The sequence below is a fragment of the Betaproteobacteria bacterium genome (genome assembly GCA_016791345.1).
Classification (GTDB): Bacteria; Pseudomonadota; Gammaproteobacteria; order Burkholderiales; family JAEUMW01; genus JAEUMW01.
Genome location: JAEUMW010000200.1, coordinates 1 through 20,127, shown reverse-complemented (window position 1 = coordinate 20,127; position 20,127 = coordinate 1). Strand labels below are relative to the sequence as shown.

Below are 20,127 nucleotides of genomic sequence, written 5' to 3'. Positions count from 1 at the left end.
TACTTCCAGCAGAATCTCGCCATCGCGCTCGGCGCGCACCAGATCCCACACCTGCAGGCGATCGGTGAGCGGCAGCGCTTCGAGGATGTAGGCGACGTCGGCCGGATGCATCTGGTTGAGCTTGCGTTCCAGCTCGACCATGTGCTGCTTGTGCACGAGCGTCTCAACGAGATCATGGCGCGGCATCTCCTGACGATGGACGATGTCCTCGACAACCCGTTGCCTGCTGAGCAGGGTGATAACCTGCTGCAGTTGCTCCTGCACGTTGCCCGCGCGCTCTGTGACCTCGGCCATCACTCCGGCTCGGCATCTCGACGATTGCGAAAAGCCGTCATTCTAGGGAATCTGCCCCGCGCCCGCGTGACGTTTTGACCGCGTGCAGCGGCGCCATCAAGGGACTTCGGCGGCTCCCATGCGCGCTCGAATGATCTGCGTCTTGCGCTGGATCCACGGCGTGTTGCGGCGGGCATCGTAGAACTTCGGATTGGGCACGATGGCGGCAAGCCACGCCGCATCGCCCGCTCCCACGTTCGCCGCGCTGGTACCGAAGTAGTGACGCGCCGCGGCTTCCGCACCGAACACGCCGTTGCCCCATTCGATCACGTTGAGATAGATCTCCAGGATGCGGCGCTTGCTCATCACGCGCTCCAGCATGAGGGTGATGATTGCTTCCTGACCCTTGCGCAGGGGGCTGCGTTCCCCGGAGAGGAAGAGATTCTTGGCAAGCTGCTGCGAGATGGTCGAGCCGCCGGCGACGATGCGCCCTTTCTGCAGGTTCTTCTCGTAGGCTTTCTCGATCGCGTCCCAATCGAAGCCTTCGTGATCGGCGAACTTCGCATCCTCGGACGCGATGACCGCGCGCTTGAGATGCGGGGAGATGCGGTTGTACGGCACCCACTCGTGCTGCAGCACTGCCCGCGGATCCTTCTCGCGCAACGCGCTCAAGTTCTGCTCCATGAAAGCCGTGCTGCGCGGATTGTGGGTCGACCACCACCAGACCTGCGCGAAGATCCAGAGCTCGTAGAGAATGACGAGCGCGACGACGAGGCCGAGCAACTTCAACAGGAGCCGCACTTGCGTGGACGGGAACGAGGCGGAACGTTGAGCCTTGCGAGCGCGGGCGCTTCAGCCGGCCCGCAGCATCGCGATCACCGGCGCCGTGTCGGGCCGTACGCCACGCCAGACGAAGAACGATTCGGCAGCCTGCTCGACGAGCATCCCGAGGCCGTCGGTACAACGCGCTGCACCGTGCTCCCTGGCCCAGCGCAGGAACGGCGTCGGCTCACTTCCATACATCATGTCGTAGGCGAGCGCGCCCCCGCAGAACAGGTGCGGCGGCAACGGTGGCAGTTCCCCGACCAGGCTTGCCGAGGTTGCATTGACGACGATGTCGAAGCGCGAAGTACCAAGCGCATGGTAGCCGCACCCCTCGACCGGGCCGCGCTCGCGAAAGCGGCCAGCGAGTTCGACTGCCTTGTCGGCTGTCCGATTGGCGATGGCAAGCGCAGCGGGGCGCCGGTCGAGCAGGGGTGCGAGCACGCCGCGCGCGGCGCCGCCGGCGCCCATCACGAGCACGCGTTTGCCGGCGATCTCCACCCCGAGATTGATCTCGATGTCCCGCACCAGCCCGACACCGTCCGTGTTGTCCCCGCGCACCGCGTCCGCTGCGAAGGTGAGCGTATTCACGGCGAGCGCAGCCCGTGCGCGCGGCGTCGTCTCAGTGGCAAGGTCAAACGCTTCCAGCTTGAATGGCACGGTGACGTTCGCTCCCATGCCGCCCGCGGCCCGGAACGCCGCCACCGTCGCCGCGAAGCCGTCGAGCGGCGCGAAAACGGCTGCGTAAACCACGGACTGTCCAGTGGCGCGCGCGAACGCAGCGTGGATCGACGGGGACTTGCTGTGAGAGACGGGGTTGCCGATGACGGCGTAGCGGTCGGGCATCGGCGACGGGATGTGCGGCAGGGCGGCGCCTACTGGCTGATCAGCTGGTCGGCGCGGGTGAAGGTCCAGGTGCGGGTGATGCTGAGGATGTCCGTGTCCTTCGCGATGTCGGGGGGAAATGGCGCGTACGGGGCCGCCAGTTCCACGATGCGGCGCGCGGCCTCATCGAGCACCTTCTGGCCGGAGGGCTTGTTGACGTCGATGCTTTCGACCGAACCGTCCGCCTTGATTGACACCGTGAGCTGCAGGCTGCCGTAGATCTTCTGCTGACGCGCCCGCTCCGGATAGTTGAGATTGCCCACCCGCTCGACCTTCGCGCGCCAGTCCTCGACGTAGCGCGCGAAGCGAAACTCGCGCGCGCGTGAGCCGACGAAGTTGCGTCGCGGCCGCTTCGCGTACGCATCGAGGTTGCGGTCGATCTCCGCCTGCAGGCGCGCCGCCTCCAGGCTGCGTGTCAGCAGCACGGCGACATCGGGCTTCGCCAGCGGGTCCTGCTGCGGCTGCGGCTCCGCTTTCGAGTCCTGCAGCGGCTGCGCGATCGAGTCCTTGGATTTGCTGCTCGTGAGCGGTTTCTTCGGTTGTTCCTCCGCAGCCTCCACCCGCCGGCTCACGACCGTCATATCGTTCTGCGCCTGCTCCCTCGACTGCGCCGGCAGCGGCGTCTTCGCGCGGCGCGCCTGGTCGGTATTGCCGCCGCCATCGAGATTCGCCTGCGCCAGCACTTCGGCCTTCTTCGGGGCGGTGTTCGAGCGGGCGTTGACGAGCACGACGTCGAGCGTCGGCTGAAACAGCTCCGAGCTCCTGGTCCGCGGATCGATGAAGTGGATCTTGAGAAGAATGGCGTGGACGACGATGGAGATCGCAATGGCGACCACCAGTGACCGGTTGGCAGGATCCAAGAACCACGACTCCGCCAGCAGCGAGGCGGCGGAGCGGTGCTCGGCGGCGGCGCCCAGTGCGTACGAGACGGCGGGCGATGCGGTCCGGTTGAGCGAAGCAGTCTGCCGGTATCTTCGGCGCGACACGGTGTTATTGGAGTGAAGGGCTGGGGAAAGCGCCTCTCGCCATTGTAGCGAGTCAGGCGCCCCGGTGAGCAAGCCCTGTGCCCAAATCATCGCGCGCATCGCCCGGGTCACGCCGCCGCCTCCGCGTGGCCCCTCGCCGGGTCACTCATGCAGCCGCCTCCGTACCACCCAGCTTGTCGCACGCACTCCAGCGTCGGCGGAGGGCTGCACGCGTCTTGCCGTCGATCCCAGCGCTGAACGCGTGGCCCTCACCGGGTGACTCATGCAGCCGCCTCCGAACCGCCCGGCCTGTCGCACGCACTCCACCGTCGGCGGAGGGCTGCACTCGTCTTGCCGTCGATCCCCGCGCTGAGCGCGTGGCCCCTCGCCGGGTGACTCATGCAGCCGCCTGATCGAGGCGCGCGCGGAACTGGGCCGAGACGGTGAGATCGAGCAGGTCGATCTCGCCGATCTCCACTTCCACGCGCGTCATCGGCGGCAGGTCCGGCAGCGACGGAACCTTGATCAGGAGCGGCAGCGGATCGAGCTTGACCAGGTTCTCCCTCGCCACCGTCGCTTCGCAGCGGGTCACCTTCTCCTGCAGCAGCCAACGCAGGCACCAGTACCGCTCCATCGACCGCTGAAAATCGTAGTAGGTGTCGTTGGCGAGCTCGAAATCGCGCAACACCGCAAGCATCGCTTCCGAGCCCTTGCCGTAGGGCGGTGGCGCGCCCTGCAGGACAGCGAGAAGCTGCCGCTGGTTGATCAGGTCCACGTACCGCCGCAGTGGAGAGCTCGCCCACAGGTACTGGTCGACGCCGAGCGCATCGTGGGGCGCCGGCGCCGTCGTGAGCTTGACGCGCCCGCCCGACTGGGCGCGATAGATGCCGGGAGCCCCGTGCTCGGCCAGCGTACGTCCCCACTCGGTGTTGACGAAGATCATGAGCTCCGCCACGAGCTTGTCGATCGGGGCACCGCGTCTGCGCTCAGCGATGCGCACCCGATCGTCTTCGACGTAGAAGCTGTAGTCCATCGGCAACGGCCGGGGCTGCTCGGGGCGGCCGCGCGCAGCCTCCAGCACGCAGGCGAACTCCCACAGCAGACGGATCTCGCGCGCGTGGCTGTGGGCGATCTCGCCGGCTTGCAGCGCTTCTTCGGTAAAGGTCCGATCCAGCGCGTCGAGGCGCAGGTTGGCGGCAATCGGAACGCGTTCGAGGCGCGTCGAAGTGCCGAGCAGCGTGAGATCACTGCGCAGCTGCAGATAGAGCGACAGTGCCGGTGCGGTGCGACCCTCGGCCAGGGTGTACGCGTCGATCACCGCCTCCGGCAGCATGGTGATCTTGTCGCCCGGCATGTAGACGGTGGACAGGCGCTTCGCGGCAACCTCGTCGACCGGCGAACCCGGGGCCACGCCCAGTGCCGGCGCCGCGATGTGCACGCCGATCTGCCAGCCCTCCGCCAGCCGCGTCACCGAGAAGGCGTCGTCGATCTCGGTCGTCGTCACGTCATCGATGCTGAACGCGCGGACTTCGGCCACTGGCAACGCGTCGTGCGCAGCCAGGTCTTCAGGCAGCGGATGGTCCCGGCCCTGGGGAAAATGCTGATAGAGGAAGCGGTTCACATGGTAGTCGCGGGTCGAGGGAATCGCTCCGCACTTCTCCAGGAGCCGCAGCGGCGCCTGTTTCGTCGCCGTACTAGCCGCCTCCAGCGCCTTGACCTCGATCGTGTTGCGATCCGGCCGGTAAAGCAGCATCGGCAACGCCTGCACGAGCGCCGGCGGCAGCTCGAAACGCCCCAGCTGTTCGGCGTATTGCGCCTGCAGCAGCGCCTGCTGACGCTTGCGCTCCACGCTCGCCAGCGCAGCCCGCAGCGCGTCCTCCGGCGCCGCCTTGTAGTGCCCCCGTCCTTTCTTGTAGAAGTAGATCGGGGAATCGTGAAGGCGCACGAGCAGCGCCGCCGACTCGACGGGAGACGGTTCGCGGCCGAAGTATTCGCGGCCCAGGATCTCGAAGGAAAACTCGTCGGGGCCGCAGCACTGCCACAGGAATTCCGCGTCCATCTCGGCGGCGAGCTCGTGCGCCCGATCCATGAAACCGTGCGTCCCCGGTTCGCTGAACCGGAACAGGACGTTCGCCGCCTTCACCTTGGCGCGTTTGCCGGAGGCGGTCTCCACCTGCAGCGAGGTGTTGTTGTCGGCAAGGATGGTACCGACGCGAAAACTGCCTTCGTCTTCGTAGAAAACGTGCATGGTGCTAGCGGGAAAAAGCGAAGCGGAGCCGGGTGTCGGCACCGGCCCGTCGGGAGGCGCGGATTATACCCGTCAGGCGGGAGGAACGGCGACCCCGCAGAACCGCAGCACGTCGTCGAGGTGGGCCGGCAGACTGTCGAGACTGTGATCGCCACCCTCGATCACCCGTTGCCGGGCGCCGCGATACTTCTCCACCGCCTGGCGGTAGTCGAGCACTTCGTCCCCGGTGGTCACGATCAGGAAATAGCGCGAGGGATCGGCGAGCGGTTCCACATCGAGCGCGCGCAGCACCTCGAGATGCCGCGGCGCGACAATGATTTCCTCGCCGGTGTAGAGATTGCGCTGGACGCCCAGAAAGTCATGCAGGAGTTCGTAAGGCCGAACGGCCGGATTCAGAAGCACGGTCCTGAGCCCGAAGCGCTCGGCAACGTGGGTAGCGTAGAAACCGCCCAGCGAGCTTCCGACCAGCGCCGGCTCGTCGGGCGATGCCTGCACGGCGCGCTCGATGATCGCAACGATCTCCTCGGGCTCGCCGCGCAGACTGGGGCACCCGAACGCGTGCGCGAGGCCGAGTTGCTCCAGCCGTGCCGCGATGAGCCGCGCCTTGAAGGACTGCGGTGAACTGAGGAAACCGTGGATGTACAGGATCATGTCTCGTGCTCGACAGCGCGCGGCTCAACGTGCTCGGCAGATTCTCCTAGCCGTTTGCGCCCGCCTTCGCGCGCGTCAGGATGAGGAGCTTCTGCGTGTCGGTCTTGAGAGCGACCGCCCCGTTGGGCAGCAGTGCGATATCTCGCAGTCTTTCGCCCAGCGGAATAGGTTCCACGTAGATGATCCGATTCTCGTCGTATTCCAGCCGATAGAGCGTCTGCGCCCGCAGTGAGGCCACCAGGAGGTCCCCACGCCAGCGCTGAAACTCCTCCCCGCCGGAAGGATAGCGCAGGAGATTGCCGATGCCGATGCTCGGCACGAAGGCGAAGAGAGGAAGATCGTAGCCTTCGTGGGTGCCGCAATTGGTCACGCAGGTCTCGTCCACACTCGCATCGTCGATCACCGAATAGTTGGTGCCGTATGTCACGTGCGGCCATCCGTAATCGTGCCCCCGCACCAGAACGTTGATCTCGTCGCCGCCGCGCGGGCCGTGTTCCGTCTCGAATACGAGATCGGACTCCTGGTCGAAGAACAGCCCCTGCTGGTTGCGGGTACCGGTGGCAAAAACGGTGGCGGTTGCATCGCTCAGGCGGATCTGCTGGATGCGGCCGTAGTCCCCCTCCAGCGTGGTGGGAAGCAGGCTGCCCACGGTGAACAGCACGGTGTCGTCGGTGTAGTGCACGATGCGCCCACCGATCTCCTCGAGGGCAAGCGGCATCGGAAAGCAGGGCTGACTCTCGAACAGCTTGCGTGTCTTCGTGACGCTTCGCTGCTGGAGGTCGTAGGCAAACTCGAAAAGTCCCAGCGCGTAGCAATCCTTCGCCGCGTCGTGGGTGCTCATGGAAATCAGCAGCTTGCCCGGTGCGACCAGCAGGAGATCCTTCACACCCGCCGGCGCCTGGATGTTTTCGGCGACGCCGAGCGAGCCCACCAGCGTTGCCTTTACCGTCTGACCGTCGATCGCGACGTGATGAAGCTCGCCCAGGCGCGTCGCAACCAGGAATTCGGTGTTCGAGAGGGCCAGGAACGGCCCGGGTGCGTGGGAATCACCGAACGGCAGCGGGTAGCTCTCGACGACCACCTCGTGATAACCCGTGAGGATGACCGTTTTCACGTACGCATCGAGCTTTCGTTCCATGCGCCCGGCGCGCTCGGAGAGCCTTTCCACGAATGCGTAACGCCCGCCGAAGGGCCAGTAAGCGCGCTCCTCCGCGACGCCTCCGGCGAGAAAGGCCGTGGCAAGCAGGCCCACGCCGAAAATAACTGCGATCAAGATCAGCCAACGGCGGACAGTACGCGGAATCAATGGGTTATGCCTCTTTTGGAAGTGAGACGGCGAAATTGCAAGAGCAGGAGCGTACCAGCCACCCGTCTCGCGAGCGACCTTGCAAGATCGAAGGACGCAGCCGTATCGGCGTTATCGGGAGACGAGACGCGCCCCGGTCGCACAATCCGACCGCTCGATCCTACCCGCAAACTCAGGCCAGCGCGCCGGAGCTATCGAGCGAGCAAGCGCCTTGGGGAAGACCGGGTGCGCGCCCGAAGCGGGCTTCCACCGCAGAACGCATGGCGCGTTCGAAACGCTCGGCGTGCCCCGCCTCGAGCCCGGCCAGTGAGATCACCTGCTCGAACTCGTCGCGATCACGCTCCATCCAGCCGAGCACGCCCAGGGCCTCCTCTTGCGAGCCATGGCGTACGTCCAACACCGCCCGACTCAGCACAGCAACCCAAAGGACCTGTTCCGGCCGCCTCGCGGGAATCACCGGAGGGGAAAAGTCGAATCTACGTTTCAGGACTTGTGCGCGGTGCCGAATTGCGCACCGCTTGGGAGGTAAAGGGAGAGGGACCGCTTTGCGGGTGCGAGGTTCCCCATTCCCCATGTAGCGCGCAGGGAAATTCCCCAAGCCATTGAATCCGAAGAACTCAAGTCCCGGAAATTTAGCCGAGCCGGGCCAACAGTTTTTCGTGGATGCCGCCGAAGCCGCCGTTGCTCATTACGAGGACGTGGTCCCCGGTGCGGGCTTCGCGGGCGATCGATTCCACCAACTCGCCCAGGTCGGCAGTGGCGCAACACCTGGCCCCGAGCAGGGCGAGCGCGGCCGGCGCGTCCCAACCCAGGGTCGCGGTATAGCAGAACACGTGGGCAGCATCCGACAGGCTCGCAGCAAGGCTGTCTTTCCAGACCCCCATCTTCATCGTGTTCGAACGGGGCTCGAGGACGGCGAGAATGCGCGCCTTGCCGACACGCTCCTGCAGCGCGGCGATGGTGGCGCGGATGGCGGTCGGATGGTGAGCGAAATCGTCGTAGACGGTGACGCCGCCCGCCACGCCGCGCACTTCCAGCCGGCGCTTCGCATTCCGGAAAGAAGCGAGCGCTTCGGCACCAACCCCGACCGGAACACCGGCATGGCGCGCGGCGGCGAGCGCCGCGAGCGCGTTCAGCCGATTGTGCTCGCCCGGCACGTCCCAGCCCACGGTGGCTTGCGTCTCGCCGCGAAACAGCACCTCGAAGCCGCCGTCGGCCACCTCTCGCGTCTGCCAGCCCTCGTCGATGCCGAAGCGTTCCACCGGCGTCCAGCACCCGCGGGCAAGCACGCGATCGAGGCTGGCATCGCGACCGTTGCTGACCACGAGCCCGTTCGAGGGCAGGGTACGGACCAGGTGGTGGAACTGCGTTTCGATGGCGTCGAGGTTGGCGAAGATGTCGGCGTGGTCGAACTCGAGATTGTTGAGCAGCGCCGTGCGCGGACGGTAGTGCAGAAACTTGGAGCGCTTGTCGAAGAAGGCGGTGTCGTATTCGTCCGCCTCGATTACGAAGAACGGGGAATCGGCCACAGCGGGCCGCGCCGAGATTCCGAAGTTCTGCGGAATGCCGCCGATGAGGAAACCGGGGTGCAATTGTGCGCAGTCCAGAATCCAGGCGAGCATCGACGCCGTCGTCGTCTTGCCATGGGTGCCCGCCACGCCGAGGACCCATTTCCCATGCAGGACGTTCTCCGCCAGCCATTGCGGTCCGGACACGAAACGCAGCCCCTGGTCGAGGATCGCCTCCATCAGGGGATTGCCGCGCGTGACGACGTTGCCGATGACGAAGAGATCGGGTGCAAACGCGACCTGATCTGCACCAAAGCCTTCGACGAGTTCGATGCCCTGTTCTTCCAACTGTGTGCTCATCGGCGGATAGACGCCCGCGTCACAGCCGGTTACACGGTGTCCTGCAGCGCGCGCCAGCAGGGCGAGGCCGCCCATGAAGGTGCCGCAGATGCCGAGAATGTGAATGTGCATGGATGTGGGGAGTCGAAGAAGGGACCGAGGGCGGAACGGCCGGCGCGAATTGTAGCGTGCGCGCCGGCGGCGCTGCAGCAAATGGCATGCGCACGAGCCGCGCGGGATTGCGTGGGAGCGAACGCAAATCGACTGGAAATGTCTGAAGCTTCGGTCTATTGTGCGGTCGAGAGCACCGCTCAAGTCGGTGCCACCAAAAAGAACCAAGAGGAAGGAGGATCAGTTGAAAGTTGCGCTCTTTGTCCCCTGTTTCATCGACGCCTTTTTCCCGGAAGTCGGCATCGCCACGCTGGAACTGCTCGAGCGGCTCGGCTGTGAAGTGGTGTATCCGCTCGACCAGACCTGTTGCGGGCAACCGATGGCCAACAACGGCTGCGAGGAAGAGGCGGCGGGCGCCGAGGCGCTTTTCGTGCGCAACTTCTCCGGTTTCCAGTACATCGTCGCGCCGTCAGGCAGCTGTATCCACCACGTGCGCGACCATTTCACGGCGGTGGAGCAGACCGAGGAAGTGAAACAGCTGCGGCGAAACGCCTTTGAACTCGTCGAGTTCCTGCACGACGTGCTCAAGGTGGAAGCCTTTCCCTGGGCGGAGTTCCCGCACAAGGTGGGGTTGCACAACAGCTGTGGCACCCTGCGCGGGCTGCGCCATGCGAAGGCGACGGAAGTGAGCGAGCCATTCTTCTCGAAACCGCTCGACCTGCTCTCCAAGGTCAAGGGGATCGAGTTCGTCACCCCGGACCGACCCGACGAGTGCTGCGGCTTCGGCGGCACCTTCTCGCTGTTCGAAGAGTCGGTCTCGGCGAACATGGGCCACGACAAGGTCTCGGATCACAAGCGGGCGGGCGCCGAGTACATCGTCTCGGCGGACTCATCGTGCCTCATGCACCAGAAGGGCTGTGCCGAGCGCCTGGGGCTCGACCTGCGCTTCATGCACATCTCCCAGATCCTGAACGGAGCACGCGAATGAGAGAGAAGCGCATCGACCACGCGGAGGCGGCCTCCGAGTTCATCGCCTCGACCGAGCACGTCGCGTTTCACGATCGAAGGCTGTGGGATCTGCGCAAGAAACGCGACCGGGAGAGCGAGTCGATTCCCGAGTGGGAGGAACTGCGGCGGCTCGCTTCCGCCATCAAGGAGCACACGCTCACCCATCTCGCCGATTACCTGGAGGAGTTCGAGCGCAACGCCATCGCCAACGGCGCGCGCGTGCACTGGGCGGTGGACGCCATCGAGCACAACGAGATCGTGCTCGACATTCTGCGTAACCGCGGCGCGAAGACGCTCGTGAAGGCGAAATCGATGCTCACCGAGGAATGCGACATGCGCCCGTTCCTCGAGAAGCGCGGCGTCACCGTGATCGAGACCGATCTTGCCGAACGCATCCAGCAACTGGACGACGAGCCCCCTAGCCATATCGTCGTGCCCTCGGTGCACAAGCTGCGGCAGGATGTGGCGCAGGTGTTCGGTCGCACCATCGGCACCGATCCAACCAACAGCGACCCGCACTACCTCGCCGAGAGCCAGCGCCAGAACACGCGGCCGTACTTCGTCGGCGCCGAGGCCGGCATGACCGGCGCCAACTTCGCGGTCGCCGAGACCGGCAGCATTGTCGTCTGTACTAACGAAGGCAACGCCGACCTGAGCGTCAACGTCCCGCCTCTCTACATTGCGTCGGTCGGCGTCGAGAAGCTGATCCCGCGCGTGCGCGATCTCGGCGTCTTCGTGCGCATGCTCTCGCGCAGCGCGCTGGGTTCGCCGATCACGCAGTACACCTCGCACATGCGCGCACCCCGCCCCGGCACCGAGATGCACATCGTGCTGGTCGACAACGGGCGCTCCGAGCGGCTCGGCATGGCGGACTTCTGGACGTCGCTCAAATGCATCCGCTGCGGCGCCTGCATGAATACGTGCCCGGTCTACCGCCGCAGCGGGGGTTTGAGCTACGGTGCCACATATTCGGGGCCGATCGGCGTCATCATCGATCCGACGTTCAGCCTGCGCAAATACAGCAACCTGCCCTTTGCCTCGACGCTGAACGGAAGCTGCAGCAACGTCTGCCCGGTCAAGATCAATATCCACGAGCAGATCTACAAGTGGCGGCAGGTGATCGCCGAGCGCGGGCAGCTACCGTTCGTGAAGAAGCAGGCCATGCAGGCGGCGGGAAAGGTGCTGGCGAGCCCGAAGCTCTACCGCGCCGCAGTCGAAGGCGCGAGCGCGGCAAGCGAGTACCTGCCGCGGTTCATGCTTTATACGCGCTTCAACGCCTGGGGCCGGCAGCGCGAGGTCCCCGTCGCCCCGCAGCAGACCTTCCGTCAGTGGTACATCAAGAACCGGGGGCAGCCATCATGAGCAGCCGCGACGACATCCTGGGCGTCATCCGTCGCCATCAGCCGGCAGCGCGCCCGCTGCCGGACGTGCCCCTGTTCGACGCCAACCTGCCACCGATGCTCGACCGCTTCAAGGAAGCCGTCACGCGCATGGGCGGCAAACTCGCCGAGCTTCCGCGCGGCTCCGACGTCGACGCCTTCGTGCGGGACCGTTTTCCGGATGCCCGGATCATCTGCTCGGCGACTCCCGAAGCGCGCGGCACACGCGACCTCGCCACCCTGAGCGCACCTGCCGATCTGCAGGACGTCGACGTAGGGGTGGTCCGGGCGCGCTTCGGCGTCGCCGAGACGGGGTCGGTCTTCCTGAGCGAGACGGAGCTGCAGGTCAACGCCATCGGCTACCTGGTGCAGCACTTCGTGATCCTGCTCGATCCGGCGGTCATCCTCCCGAATCTGCATCATGCGTACGAGCAGCCGGGGTTCCGCGAAGCGCGCTACGCCGTGCTGATGACGGGACCGTCGGCCACCGCCGACATCGAAGGGATTCTGATCCACGGCGCGCAAGGGGTGCGCAGTCTCACCATCGTCCTGATGTCGGGCGGCGCTCAGTAGTCGTCGAGCGCCACGGTGCGCTCGAGATGGCGGACGTCGCCCCAGTCGCCGAGTGTCCAGCGATCTCCTTCAATCTCGATGCAGTTGATGCTCGCATTGCGCAAGGTGAGGGCGCGGGGGCCCGACATCGGCAGACCCACGGCATGGCGGTAGAGCTGGTCGAGCACCCCGCCGTGTGCGACGACGACGATTCTTTCGCCCGCGTGACGGCGAACCAGTTCGTCGATGCAGGCCAGCACGCGCGCCATGAACTGGCGAGTGCTCTCCCCTTCGGGGATCACGTAGTCCGGATCGCTCGCACGATAGGCCGCGTAAACATCACCCGTTGTCTGGTAGGCGGTGTGCCGCAGCACCCCCTGCAGCACGCCGAGATGGCGCTCCCGCAGGCGGGCGTCGTGCACCACCGGGCGGCCGGTCGTCGCGCTGATGCTCCGCGCGGTCTCCACCGCACGCTTGAGATCGCTGGAATAGAGCGCGTGCACCGTCTCGCCGGCAAAGCGCGCACCGAGCGCTTCGGCCTGAGTGCGTCCACGTTCGTTCAGCGGAACGTCCTCGTGCCCCTGCATGCGCTCTTCGGCGTTCCACGCCGTCTCGCCGTGGCGGATCAGAAGCAGGGTCGTCTTTGCACCGCCTGCGAGGATCTCGGTGTCCTCGTGCGAGTAGGCAGGCGCACACGCGCACAGGATGACGAGCGGCTCTGACCCGGTGTTGCGTACACGGTGGGCGGTCCCTGGCGGGATGCAGATCGTGTCGCCGCGGCGAAGCTGAAAGGTTTCGGAACCCAAAGTCATCAAACCTTCACCGCCGGTCACGTGATAGAGCTCTTCGCTGGTTCGATGCCGGTGCAGGGCAGTTTCGCGCCCCACCGGCACCACCGCCTCGGCGAGACTCTGCGCGCGACTGTCATGGTGCGCCGGGTGCATCAGTTCGCGGATGAGCGAACCGTCCTTCGTGACGTAAGGCGCTGCGTCATGGTAGGGCGAGACCTTGGGCATGCGACATTGTAACCGCGCGCGTCCTTTGCGCACGGCGCCACATGCTTCGCCTCAGGAGCGCAGCGGGTAGACCGGCCGCGGCGACTTGTCGAGGTAGTACGGCATCATCTGCGGCGCCAGCGTCTGCAAGTCGCGGATGCGCGTTTCCGGGGCCGGATGCGTGCTCAGGAATTCCGGCTGCCGGCCGCCGCCCGCCTTTGCCATTTTCTCCCACAGGGTGACCGCAGCATTCGGGTCGTACCCCGCCTTGGCGGCAAGCTCGATGCCGATGCGGTCGGCCTCGGACTCCGCGGTGCGGCTGTTGGGAAGCTGAACGGCAAGGGTCGCCGCAACCGCCGCGCCGGAGGACACGGCCCCGCCGTACTGCGAACCCGCAGCGACACCGGCCAGCGCCGCCCCGAGCTGGCTCGCCATGGCGACCGACATCTTTTCCGCAGTGTGGTTGGAGAGCGCGTGCCCGATCTCGTGCCCCATGACGTTCGCGATCTCGTCGTCGGTCACGTTCAGCTTGGTGATGAGCCCGCTGTAGATCGCCATCTTGCCCCCCGCCATGCAGAACGCATTGACGGTCTGGGGGTCGTCGATGACCTTGACGCTCCACTCCCACTTGGCCGTCTCCGGCCGGTACTTGATGGCCTGTGCGATCAGCTTGCTGGTGATGGCGTGCACACGCCTGGTCATCGCAGGATCGTTGTCGACCTTCCCCTGTTTCGCGAGCGGCGCGAGTTCCGCGGCGTAAGCCTGCTTGGAAGCGGCGATCGCCTCCGATTCGGAGACCATGATGAATTGCCTGCGCCCCGTCACCGGATTGGTCGCACAGCCGGCGAGGAGCACGGAAGCAAGTAGCAGCGCGGGGAGCTTCTTCATGGACATCTTCGGATGCAAGGACGCGAGTACTGGGTCCGACCCGAGTCCCGAAGGCTGGTTCCGACCTGGGCATGAAGGCGCTCAACCGCACACCGATTCCCATGGCACCGATCTTGCCCGCAGAGTGCGTCTATCCAGGATCTTACCGAATCGCTCTGATCGCGAGGAGACAGACATGACGCAACACGGACCGCACCGAGTCGCGGTGTGGGTAGTGGCAATCGGCGGCATGGCGTTCGCGCCGGCCGCTTTCGCCTACGTTGACCTGAGCACCGGAAGCATGTTGATCCAGGCGCTTCTGGGCGCAATCGCCGTCGCCGGGACAGTGGCCAGGATGTACTGGTCGAAGCTTGTCGGCTTTCTGCGCCGCGATGCGAAAGAGGATGCATCTGAACACGATCGTTAACCTCGATACGCGCGCCCACCCTGCGTCATTTCGCGACGCAGCGGGCACCGTCTTCGAGTCCGCAGGACGCGTCTTTCGTCGCCTCGCGGCGGACGGCGTCCAACGCTTCGACGCCTATCGCGCGTGCGGCTTCCAGGAGGTGGCTGAGCGCGGCGGGCGCATCGTCAGGACCCAGGCCGTTGAGACGGCGTGCCACGGAAGGACGGGCCACGTCCTCGAGCACGAGAAGGTCAGGTTCATCAGCTATCCGTATGAGTGGCCGTTCTCGCTCCTGAAGGCAGCTGCCCTGTTCCATCTGGAACTCAACATGGACGCCATCCGGCACGGGCTCAAGATGGTCGATGCCAGCGCTTTCAACGTCCAGTTCGACGGGGTCCGCCCGGTCTTCATCGACGTCCTCTCGTTCGACCGCTATATCGCGGATGAACCCTGGGTCGCGCACACGCAGTTCTGCACGCAGTTCCTCAATCCGCTGCTGCTGGCGGCGCGGCGCGGGATCCCGTTCCACCCCTGGTATCGCGGCGATCTCGAAGGCATCGGCGTGCAGGAAGTGTCGCGCCTGCTCGGCCCGTGGAGCTGGCTTTCACTCAATACGTTGCTCAACGTCCATCTGCCGGCGCGGGCCACACGCTCGGCACGCCTCACTTCCAGCGAAACGGTCTCGAAGCTGCGGCAGGCACGCGTTCCCAGGTCGGCAGTCATCGCACTGATGAAGCGGCTGGCGGCCTGGATCGCAAAGCTGGAACTGCCGGCAAGCCGCACCCCCGGATGGCACGACTACCGCGCTCGGCGCGCGGCCTTTGCCCACGACGACGCGGTCCGCGAAAGCCTCGTGCGCGAAGCCGTCGGTGAACTCAGGCCATCGGTCGTGCTCGACGTCGGCTGCAACGACGGGCATTACGGCGCTCTGGCACACGCGGCCGGCGCCGAGTTCGTGGTCGGCGTCGACCTGGATGACCTCGCGCTCGAGCAATGCGTCGCGCGTGCAAGAAAAGACCAGCTGCCGCTGCTGCCGCTGCGCATCGACTGGTGCAACCCGACGCCGAACCAGGGCTGGCGCGGCAAGGAGCGCAGCGCCTTCCTGGCGCGATGCCAGCCTGACTTTCTCATCGCGTTCGCGGTGCTCCATCATGTATCCGTGGGCCGCAACGTTCCCCTCGCAGACGCTGTTGCGGGATTCGTCGAGGCGGCACCCCGAGGTGTGGTCGAGTTCGTACCGCCGGGCGATCCTCTCCTCGCAAGACTGCTGAGCTTCAAATCCGCCAGGCTCGTCGACTATAGCGAGCAGGCCTTCTTTCGCGCACTCGGTGCCAAGTCGAGAATCGTGCGGCGAGCCACGCTCCCCGACTCGGGACGCGTGCTCGCCGTCTATGAGCGCAGGTAAGTCGAATCGCCCTCTCCGGGCAGGCCCGTTCACGGTTACCGTGGCGGCAGCGACGCTGCTGGCGAACCTCGTGTTCGTCCTGCAGCCGAGCCTGACCTTTCGCGTCAACGGACCGTTCTTCGCGTTCTCCCTGATCGAGCACCTCGCCCTTCTGGTGGTCATTGCGCTGGCCGTCGTGGCGCTGCTCGTCCTGCCGGGAGCAAAGGGGAGTGCAGATTGGAAGTCCGGGTATGGCGCGCTGCTCGCGGGGCTCGCCCTCGCCCTCTGGACAAGCTCCCTCGTGTCGCGTGGCCCCGACGCAAGCCTCGACGGCTCGCCGATCTTCTTCGACACGCCGCTGGACGCGATACTGACCAACATCGGGATTCTTTTCGCCGTGGCGGGCATCGCCTACTGGTTCGCGCGGCGGCGCCCGCGCGATGCGGCGTTTTTCCTGCTGCTGTTGAACCTGCTTTTCCTCGGCACAGCAGCCGTATCGGCAGCGAGCGGCGGATTGAAGAAACCGGAGCTTGGCACCGGCACGGAGTGGGCGACCTTCTCCCGCTCCCGGAACGTCGTGGTCATCCTGCTCGACACGTTTCAGGCCAGCCTTTTCGAGCGTCTCCTGGCCGAGGGGACTACCGCGACGGATGAATTCGATGGCTTCACCTTCTTTCGCAACGCAGTCAGCCCGTCGCCGACAACAGTGCTGTCGCTGCCTGCGATCCATGGCGGCCACGCCCTCGCCCCTCAGGAACGGGTCAGCACCTACCTCACCGACTCCATCGTCAGCAATTCATTCGTCGCTGCGCATGCGCGCGCCGGTTATCGGGCCGCCGTGCTGAATCCACTGCTGAATCTGTGTCCCGCCGGAGCGGTGTGCGCGCAGGACAGGAAAGTCCGCACCGGCTACCTCAACGCCCTCGCGCACGACTCGTTGCAGCTCATCGACCTGTCGCTCTTTGCGGTTTCCCCCCTGCAGTGGAAGCCGGACATCTATCGCGATGGCGAATGGCTGCTGGGCGAGGAGCCGATTCCGGAAAGCGCGCGCGAAGGCTATGCGACGCTCGCCTGGCTGACGGCACGGGTGAGCGTCGACTCGGGACCGCCCACGCTCAAGTTCATCCATCTCATGACGACGCATCCGCCCGCCGTGCTCGGCGCGGACTGCACAGTGCGCCGCGACCACGAGTTGACCGAAGAAGCGCTGCAGGACCAGGCACGCTGCTCGATCGCCGCGGTCGGGCGCCTGCTGCGGGCACTCAAGACCCACGGCGTCTACGACAATTCGACCATCGTCGTCATCGGTGATCACGGTGCGGGTCTGTCGGATAACGGCTTCGTGCTGGGAGGGGCCGCCTCGCCCCTGCTGCTCTACAAGAGCGCCCAGGCACATAGCCGACCGCGAACCGACGACACGGTGACCGCGCTCGCACGAGTGGGCGACCGTATCTGCCGGGAAACCGAAGCCTGCCAACCGCCCGGCGAGCGCAAGCCAAGCGACGAAGACGACGCCGGCCGCGTCAGCTTCGCTCACTACATCTGGCCGGCAAACGGCTGGTCGCGGCGCGACGAGGTCGAGATCAACTTCTACGAGGTTGCCGGACCACCAAAGGATCTGCCTTCCTGGAAACGCATCGGACCGCCGCCACCACGCGTTACGAAGCTCGACGGCACTTCTGCAGATCCGTGGGGCGTGTACGGGCCGAGCTGGGTCGATGCACCGCCACGCGACGGGAAGAGCATCCGCTGGGCTTACGGGCCGTCTGCTGCTCTCCTCCTGCAGCTACCGGAGCGGCGCCTCCATCGGATACGCATGGAGGTTGCCCCGTTCAATGAGAATGCTCCCTGCCGCATGAAGTTTTCGGTCAACAGCGAGGCCCGGGAGACCCTGGATCTGCGAGTTGGAGAGCACGCGCACGTCACCCTGACGGTGGACAGCACTTCGAAGCCTGTCGCAGAGGTCACGATAGAGACGGAGGCGAGTGGACACACTGACTTTTCGCTCGAACGCCGAACGCCGTCGTTCCGCCTCGTACACGCAGCCATCGATTGACCGCCGCTCCAGGGCTGCAAATCCTCTGAACTCGTCTACGCCGGCTGCAACCGGGGCGCCGTAATTCCGCCGGCAACGCGCTCCGCGAGCGGCGGCGCCACGCCCTCGCGAATCAGCCGGTCGAGGCGGTCGAACATGCGGCGACGGCCCGCGAAAAAGAGACGGCTGCCGGCCCAGCCCAGACTGTCGATGGGATGGAACGGCTCGTCGGCGTCGAAGTCGTGCGCATGGCAGTAGGTCCACAGACTTTGCCCACGGCTGCACAGGGAGAGTCCGACTTTGACCGCCGTCCACGGCAATACGCGCAGGTAGATGCCGCCCAGAAACGGGATACCCGTCGCTCCGATCGCGACTACCGGGACCGGCAGTTCGATGAGGCCGCCCGGCCACGTGAACGGATTCGACGGACACTCCGGGTAGCCGAAGAGCGGGCTCTTGGCAGGCAGCACGCTCGACGAGTAGCGAAACCCCAGTTCGCCCAGAACGTCTGCTGCCCACACCGTTTCCCTGACCAGGGAAAAGATCGGTGCCCGATAGCCGACCACCGGCTGACCGGTAATGTCCTCGAGCAGCGTCTTCCCTTTCATCGTCTCGGCGCGAAACGCTTCCCGATCGAGTTGCGTCAGCGGCACGTGGCGATACGCATGCAGCGCGATCTCGTGACCGTGATCCGCCACCGCGCGCACCATCGCGGGATGCGCTTCGGCAAGTTCGCCGACGACGAATACCGTCCCCCGCACAGCACGCTGTGCCAGGAAGTCGAGCAGGCGTTGGGTCACGGCAATGAACCGACCGGCTTCGGTTCCGTTCTCCCGCCCGTCCTCGAGATCGAGCGTGAAGGTGATACCGCGGCTTTCGTCAGTACTGATCGCCATCGAGGAACTCGTAGGTGTCGACGTCGAAACACGTCTGGTCGACCGCGCGGTCGAGCGACAGGATGCTGAGGTTGAGCGGCGCCGGGAGGTAGCGTCGGGGGACGGGAACGCCCCAGACCTTCATGTGACGGTTGAAGCCCGCGTACACCGCGAAGGGCGTACCGTGATGTCGGCAGGCAGCGAACACGAGATCGTTCGCGAGGATCCGGCTGCGGCCGTCCCACCCAGCGTCCATTCGCGGGTAAAGCTTGAGGATGAGTGCGAAGCGCGCGCCGCTGCGTACTTCGTCGGTCGAGATCGCGATGCCGGCCGGCCCGCGATGCAGGGCGTAGCGGGCGAGCGGACGCGACAGCCGCCAGCGCAGCCACGGCGTCGAGACATGCTGTACCCAGCGATCGACCGGCAGGTCGCCGAGTCCCGCCACCACCTCCGCGAAGCGGTCACTGCGCAGAAACTGCGCGTCGGCATCGAAGCTCTCGACCCTGCCGCGCCAGGGCGGTACGGGCAGGCATGCACGGACCGGCAGCGGCCGGATCAGACGGAAGCCCTGTTTGCGCACGAAGGTGTGCGTCGACTGGGCATTCGGAACCCCGAATACGCCGACGTAACCTTCGACAGCAGCCTGCTGGTACAGGCCGGCGGCAAGATTCGCCAGGGTCACCCGTTTGCGGGACCTCGCGCCCGCCGGCGGACGCGCCTGCCGCACGTACTGGCGGACCGCGTGCACCGCATTGAGCGCGAGCAGGAACCGCTCGCTGCCCTCCGGGCTGCGCCACACCTGCGGCACGAGACCGAGGTGCGCGACCCGTCGGCCGTCGTCGTCATCGACGTCGCCCAGGGTGGCACGGCCATGTGGATTGCGCTCGTAGAGCCAGCGCAGGTACGCATCGCCGGAGAAGACAGGAATCGGAAACGCATCGCGCAACAGCGCTGCGGTGGGGCGAAGATCGAACGCCACGCCTTGTGCAGCGTAGTTGCGACTCGACGCTGACGGTACGTCGTGCGCCGGCTCGCGCAGCGGAGGGTTTCTAGGTCGATTCACGCAACAAGGAGATGCGCGGGATGCAAACATCCCGCAGCGGAAGACGGACCCCTATTGTAAGGCCCGCCCGCGCGAGTCGGACCTGCTTTCTCCGGCTTGCGCGCAGCCGCTACCTTCGCGCGTCCTTGTCCCAGCCGTCGGTGAGGGTCAGCAGGAAAGCCACCAGGTCGTCGATCTCCCGATCGGAGAGTCCGAGGTTGCCGAGCTCGTCCTTGTTCACGTTCTCTGCGACCTCGGGCTCGGGCCAGCAGCCGGTCTTTACGGCCTGCTCTTCGGACGTGAAGCGGTCCTTGCAGACGGGTTTCGTGTCGCGACTGTTATAGAAGTCGACCACGGCGCGCAGGCTCTTGAAGTAGCCGTTATGCATATAGGGCGAGGTAAGGGCAATGTTGCGCAAGGTGGTCACCTTGAACTTACCGTTCTCGTTGGCGCGATGGACGATCTTGCCCAGACCC

The 20,127-nt window shown here is 65.7% G+C and carries 20 protein-coding genes; 6 read left to right on the top strand and 14 right to left on the bottom strand.

Annotated features, from left to right (window positions below; translation table 11 throughout):
• From JNK68_07615 to mpl, 9 genes are all read right to left on the bottom strand, one after another.
• Positions 1-294 (bottom strand): magnesium transporter (locus tag JNK68_07615; GenBank protein MBL8540224.1); only part of this gene is annotated, 294 nt, incomplete at its 3' end.
• A gap of 96 nt (positions 295-390) precedes the next feature.
• Entirely contained in the window at positions 391-1,074 is a 684-nt protein-coding gene (gene mtgA, locus JNK68_07610; protein MBL8540223.1) for a monofunctional biosynthetic peptidoglycan transglycosylase, read from the bottom strand.
• Positions 1,075-1,125: 51 nt separating this feature from the next.
• Positions 1,126-1,941, bottom strand: coding sequence for a shikimate dehydrogenase (gene aroE, locus JNK68_07605; protein ID MBL8540222.1), 816 nt, complete (start codon positions 1,939-1,941; stop codon positions 1,126-1,128).
• A 29-nt stretch (positions 1,942-1,970) separates the two neighbouring features.
• Positions 1,971-3,056, bottom strand: coding sequence for an energy transducer TonB (locus tag JNK68_07600; protein MBL8540221.1), 1,086 nt, complete (start codon positions 3,054-3,056; stop codon positions 1,971-1,973).
• A gap of 286 nt (positions 3,057-3,342) precedes the next feature.
• Positions 3,343-5,193, bottom strand: a complete 1,851-nt coding sequence (locus JNK68_07595; protein ID MBL8540220.1) for an RNB domain-containing ribonuclease — start codon at positions 5,191-5,193, stop codon at positions 3,343-3,345.
• A 72-nt stretch (positions 5,194-5,265) separates the two neighbouring features.
• On the bottom strand, positions 5,266-5,844 hold the full coding sequence (locus JNK68_07590) for an alpha/beta fold hydrolase (protein ID MBL8540219.1): 579 nt from the start codon (positions 5,842-5,844) through the stop codon (positions 5,266-5,268).
• Positions 5,845-5,890: 46 nt separating this feature from the next.
• Positions 5,891-7,117, bottom strand: a complete 1,227-nt coding sequence (locus JNK68_07585) for a PQQ-dependent sugar dehydrogenase (protein ID MBL8540218.1) — start codon at positions 7,115-7,117, stop codon at positions 5,891-5,893.
• Positions 7,118-7,322: 205 nt separating this feature from the next.
• Complete coding sequence (locus tag JNK68_07580; GenBank protein ID MBL8540217.1) at positions 7,323-7,508, bottom strand: hypothetical protein; 186 nt, start codon at positions 7,506-7,508, stop codon at positions 7,323-7,325.
• A gap of 274 nt (positions 7,509-7,782) precedes the next feature.
• Positions 7,783-9,129 carry a UDP-N-acetylmuramate:L-alanyl-gamma-D-glutamyl-meso-diaminopimelate ligase gene (gene mpl, locus JNK68_07575; protein ID MBL8540216.1) on the bottom strand — a complete coding sequence of 449 codons (1,347 nt, stop codon included), beginning with the start codon at positions 9,127-9,129 and terminating at the stop codon, positions 7,783-7,785.
• A 223-nt stretch (positions 9,130-9,352) separates the two neighbouring features.
• Here mpl and JNK68_07570 point away from each other — a divergent pair, with 223 nt between their 5' ends.
• Genes JNK68_07570 through JNK68_07560 form a run of 3 tightly spaced genes read left to right on the top strand, consistent with a single transcriptional unit; the run spans position 9,353 to position 12,068 of the window.
• Entirely contained in the window at positions 9,353-10,096 is a 744-nt protein-coding gene (locus JNK68_07570) for a (Fe-S)-binding protein (GenBank protein ID MBL8540215.1), read from the top strand.
• Positions 10,093-11,478 carry a lactate utilization protein gene (locus tag JNK68_07565; GenBank protein MBL8540214.1) on the top strand — a complete coding sequence of 462 codons (1,386 nt, stop codon included), beginning with the start codon at positions 10,093-10,095 and terminating at the stop codon, positions 11,476-11,478. The genes JNK68_07570 and JNK68_07565 overlap by 4 nt, the downstream gene beginning before the upstream one ends.
• Positions 11,475-12,068: an LUD domain-containing protein gene (locus tag JNK68_07560; GenBank protein ID MBL8540213.1), complete on the top strand. Its 594-nt coding sequence runs from the start codon at positions 11,475-11,477 to the stop codon at positions 12,066-12,068. The genes JNK68_07565 and JNK68_07560 overlap by 4 nt, the downstream gene beginning before the upstream one ends.
• Here JNK68_07560 and JNK68_07555 read toward each other — a convergent pair.
• Entirely contained in the window at positions 12,062-13,063 is a 1,002-nt protein-coding gene (locus JNK68_07555) for a histidine phosphatase family protein (protein MBL8540212.1), read from the bottom strand. The genes JNK68_07560 and JNK68_07555 overlap by 7 nt on opposite strands.
• Before the next feature lie 51 nt (positions 13,064-13,114).
• Positions 13,115-13,936 carry a M48 family metallopeptidase gene (locus tag JNK68_07550; protein ID MBL8540211.1) on the bottom strand — a complete coding sequence of 274 codons (822 nt, stop codon included), beginning with the start codon at positions 13,934-13,936 and terminating at the stop codon, positions 13,115-13,117.
• 169 nt (positions 13,937-14,105) lie between these two features.
• On the opposite strand from JNK68_07550, the gene JNK68_07545 reads away from it, so the two are divergent.
• From JNK68_07545 to JNK68_07535, 3 genes are read left to right on the top strand one after another with little or no spacing between them, the layout of a single operon-like run.
• Positions 14,106-14,336: a hypothetical protein gene (locus JNK68_07545; GenBank protein MBL8540210.1), complete on the top strand. Its 231-nt coding sequence runs from the start codon at positions 14,106-14,108 to the stop codon at positions 14,334-14,336.
• Entirely contained in the window at positions 14,314-15,720 is a 1,407-nt protein-coding gene (locus JNK68_07540) for a class I SAM-dependent methyltransferase (GenBank protein ID MBL8540209.1), read from the top strand. The genes JNK68_07545 and JNK68_07540 overlap by 23 nt, the downstream gene beginning before the upstream one ends.
• Before the next feature lie 40 nt (positions 15,721-15,760).
• A complete protein-coding gene (locus JNK68_07535; protein ID MBL8540208.1) occupies positions 15,761-17,755 on the top strand; it encodes a sulfatase-like hydrolase/transferase in 1,995 nt (664 codons plus the stop codon).
• Positions 17,756-17,790: 35 nt separating this feature from the next.
• Here the strand turns inward: JNK68_07535 and JNK68_07530 are convergent, their stop codons facing one another.
• The 3 genes from JNK68_07530 to JNK68_07520 all read right to left on the bottom strand — a co-directional run.
• A complete protein-coding gene (locus JNK68_07530; protein MBL8540207.1) occupies positions 17,791-18,630 on the bottom strand; it encodes a polysaccharide deacetylase family protein in 840 nt (279 codons plus the stop codon).
• Positions 18,614-19,588, bottom strand: a complete 975-nt coding sequence (locus tag JNK68_07525) for a hypothetical protein (GenBank protein ID MBL8540206.1) — start codon at positions 19,586-19,588, stop codon at positions 18,614-18,616. The genes JNK68_07530 and JNK68_07525 overlap by 17 nt, the downstream gene beginning before the upstream one ends.
• 193 nt (positions 19,589-19,781) lie before the next feature.
• Positions 19,782-20,127: cytochrome-c peroxidase (locus JNK68_07520; protein ID MBL8540205.1), on the bottom strand; the 346-nt coding region annotated here is incomplete at its 5' end.

What these genes read in the sequence shown, in the direction of transcription:
- JNK68_07560 (MBL8540213.1), top strand. Translation starts at nt 11,475, where the DNA reads ATGAGCAGCCGCGACGACATCCTGGGCGTCATCCGTCGCCATCAGCCG.
- aroE (MBL8540222.1), bottom strand. Translation starts at nt 1,941, where the DNA reads ATGCCCGACCGCTACGCCGTCATCGGCAACCCCGTCTCTCACAGCAAG.
- JNK68_07540 (MBL8540209.1), top strand. Translation starts at nt 14,314, where the DNA reads ATGCATCTGAACACGATCGTTAACCTCGATACGCGCGCCCACCCTGCG.
- JNK68_07565 (MBL8540214.1), top strand. Translation starts at nt 10,093, where the DNA reads ATGAGAGAGAAGCGCATCGACCACGCGGAGGCGGCCTCCGAGTTCATC.
- JNK68_07555 (MBL8540212.1), bottom strand. Translation starts at nt 13,063, where the DNA reads ATGCCCAAGGTCTCGCCCTACCATGACGCAGCGCCTTACGTCACGAAG.
- JNK68_07545 (MBL8540210.1), top strand. Translation starts at nt 14,106, where the DNA reads ATGACGCAACACGGACCGCACCGAGTCGCGGTGTGGGTAGTGGCAATC.
- JNK68_07595 (MBL8540220.1), bottom strand. Translation starts at nt 5,193, where the DNA reads ATGCACGTTTTCTACGAAGACGAAGGCAGTTTTCGCGTCGGTACCATC.
- JNK68_07550 (MBL8540211.1), bottom strand. Translation starts at nt 13,936, where the DNA reads ATGTCCATGAAGAAGCTCCCCGCGCTGCTACTTGCTTCCGTGCTCCTC.
- mpl (MBL8540216.1), bottom strand. Translation starts at nt 9,129, where the DNA reads ATGCACATTCACATTCTCGGCATCTGCGGCACCTTCATGGGCGGCCTC.
- JNK68_07530 (MBL8540207.1), bottom strand. Translation starts at nt 18,630, where the DNA reads ATGGCGATCAGTACTGACGAAAGCCGCGGTATCACCTTCACGCTCGAT.
- JNK68_07600 (MBL8540221.1), bottom strand. Translation starts at nt 3,056, where the DNA reads ATGATTTGGGCACAGGGCTTGCTCACCGGGGCGCCTGACTCGCTACAA.
- JNK68_07590 (MBL8540219.1), bottom strand. Translation starts at nt 5,844, where the DNA reads ATGATCCTGTACATCCACGGTTTCCTCAGTTCACCGCAGTCCTTCAAG.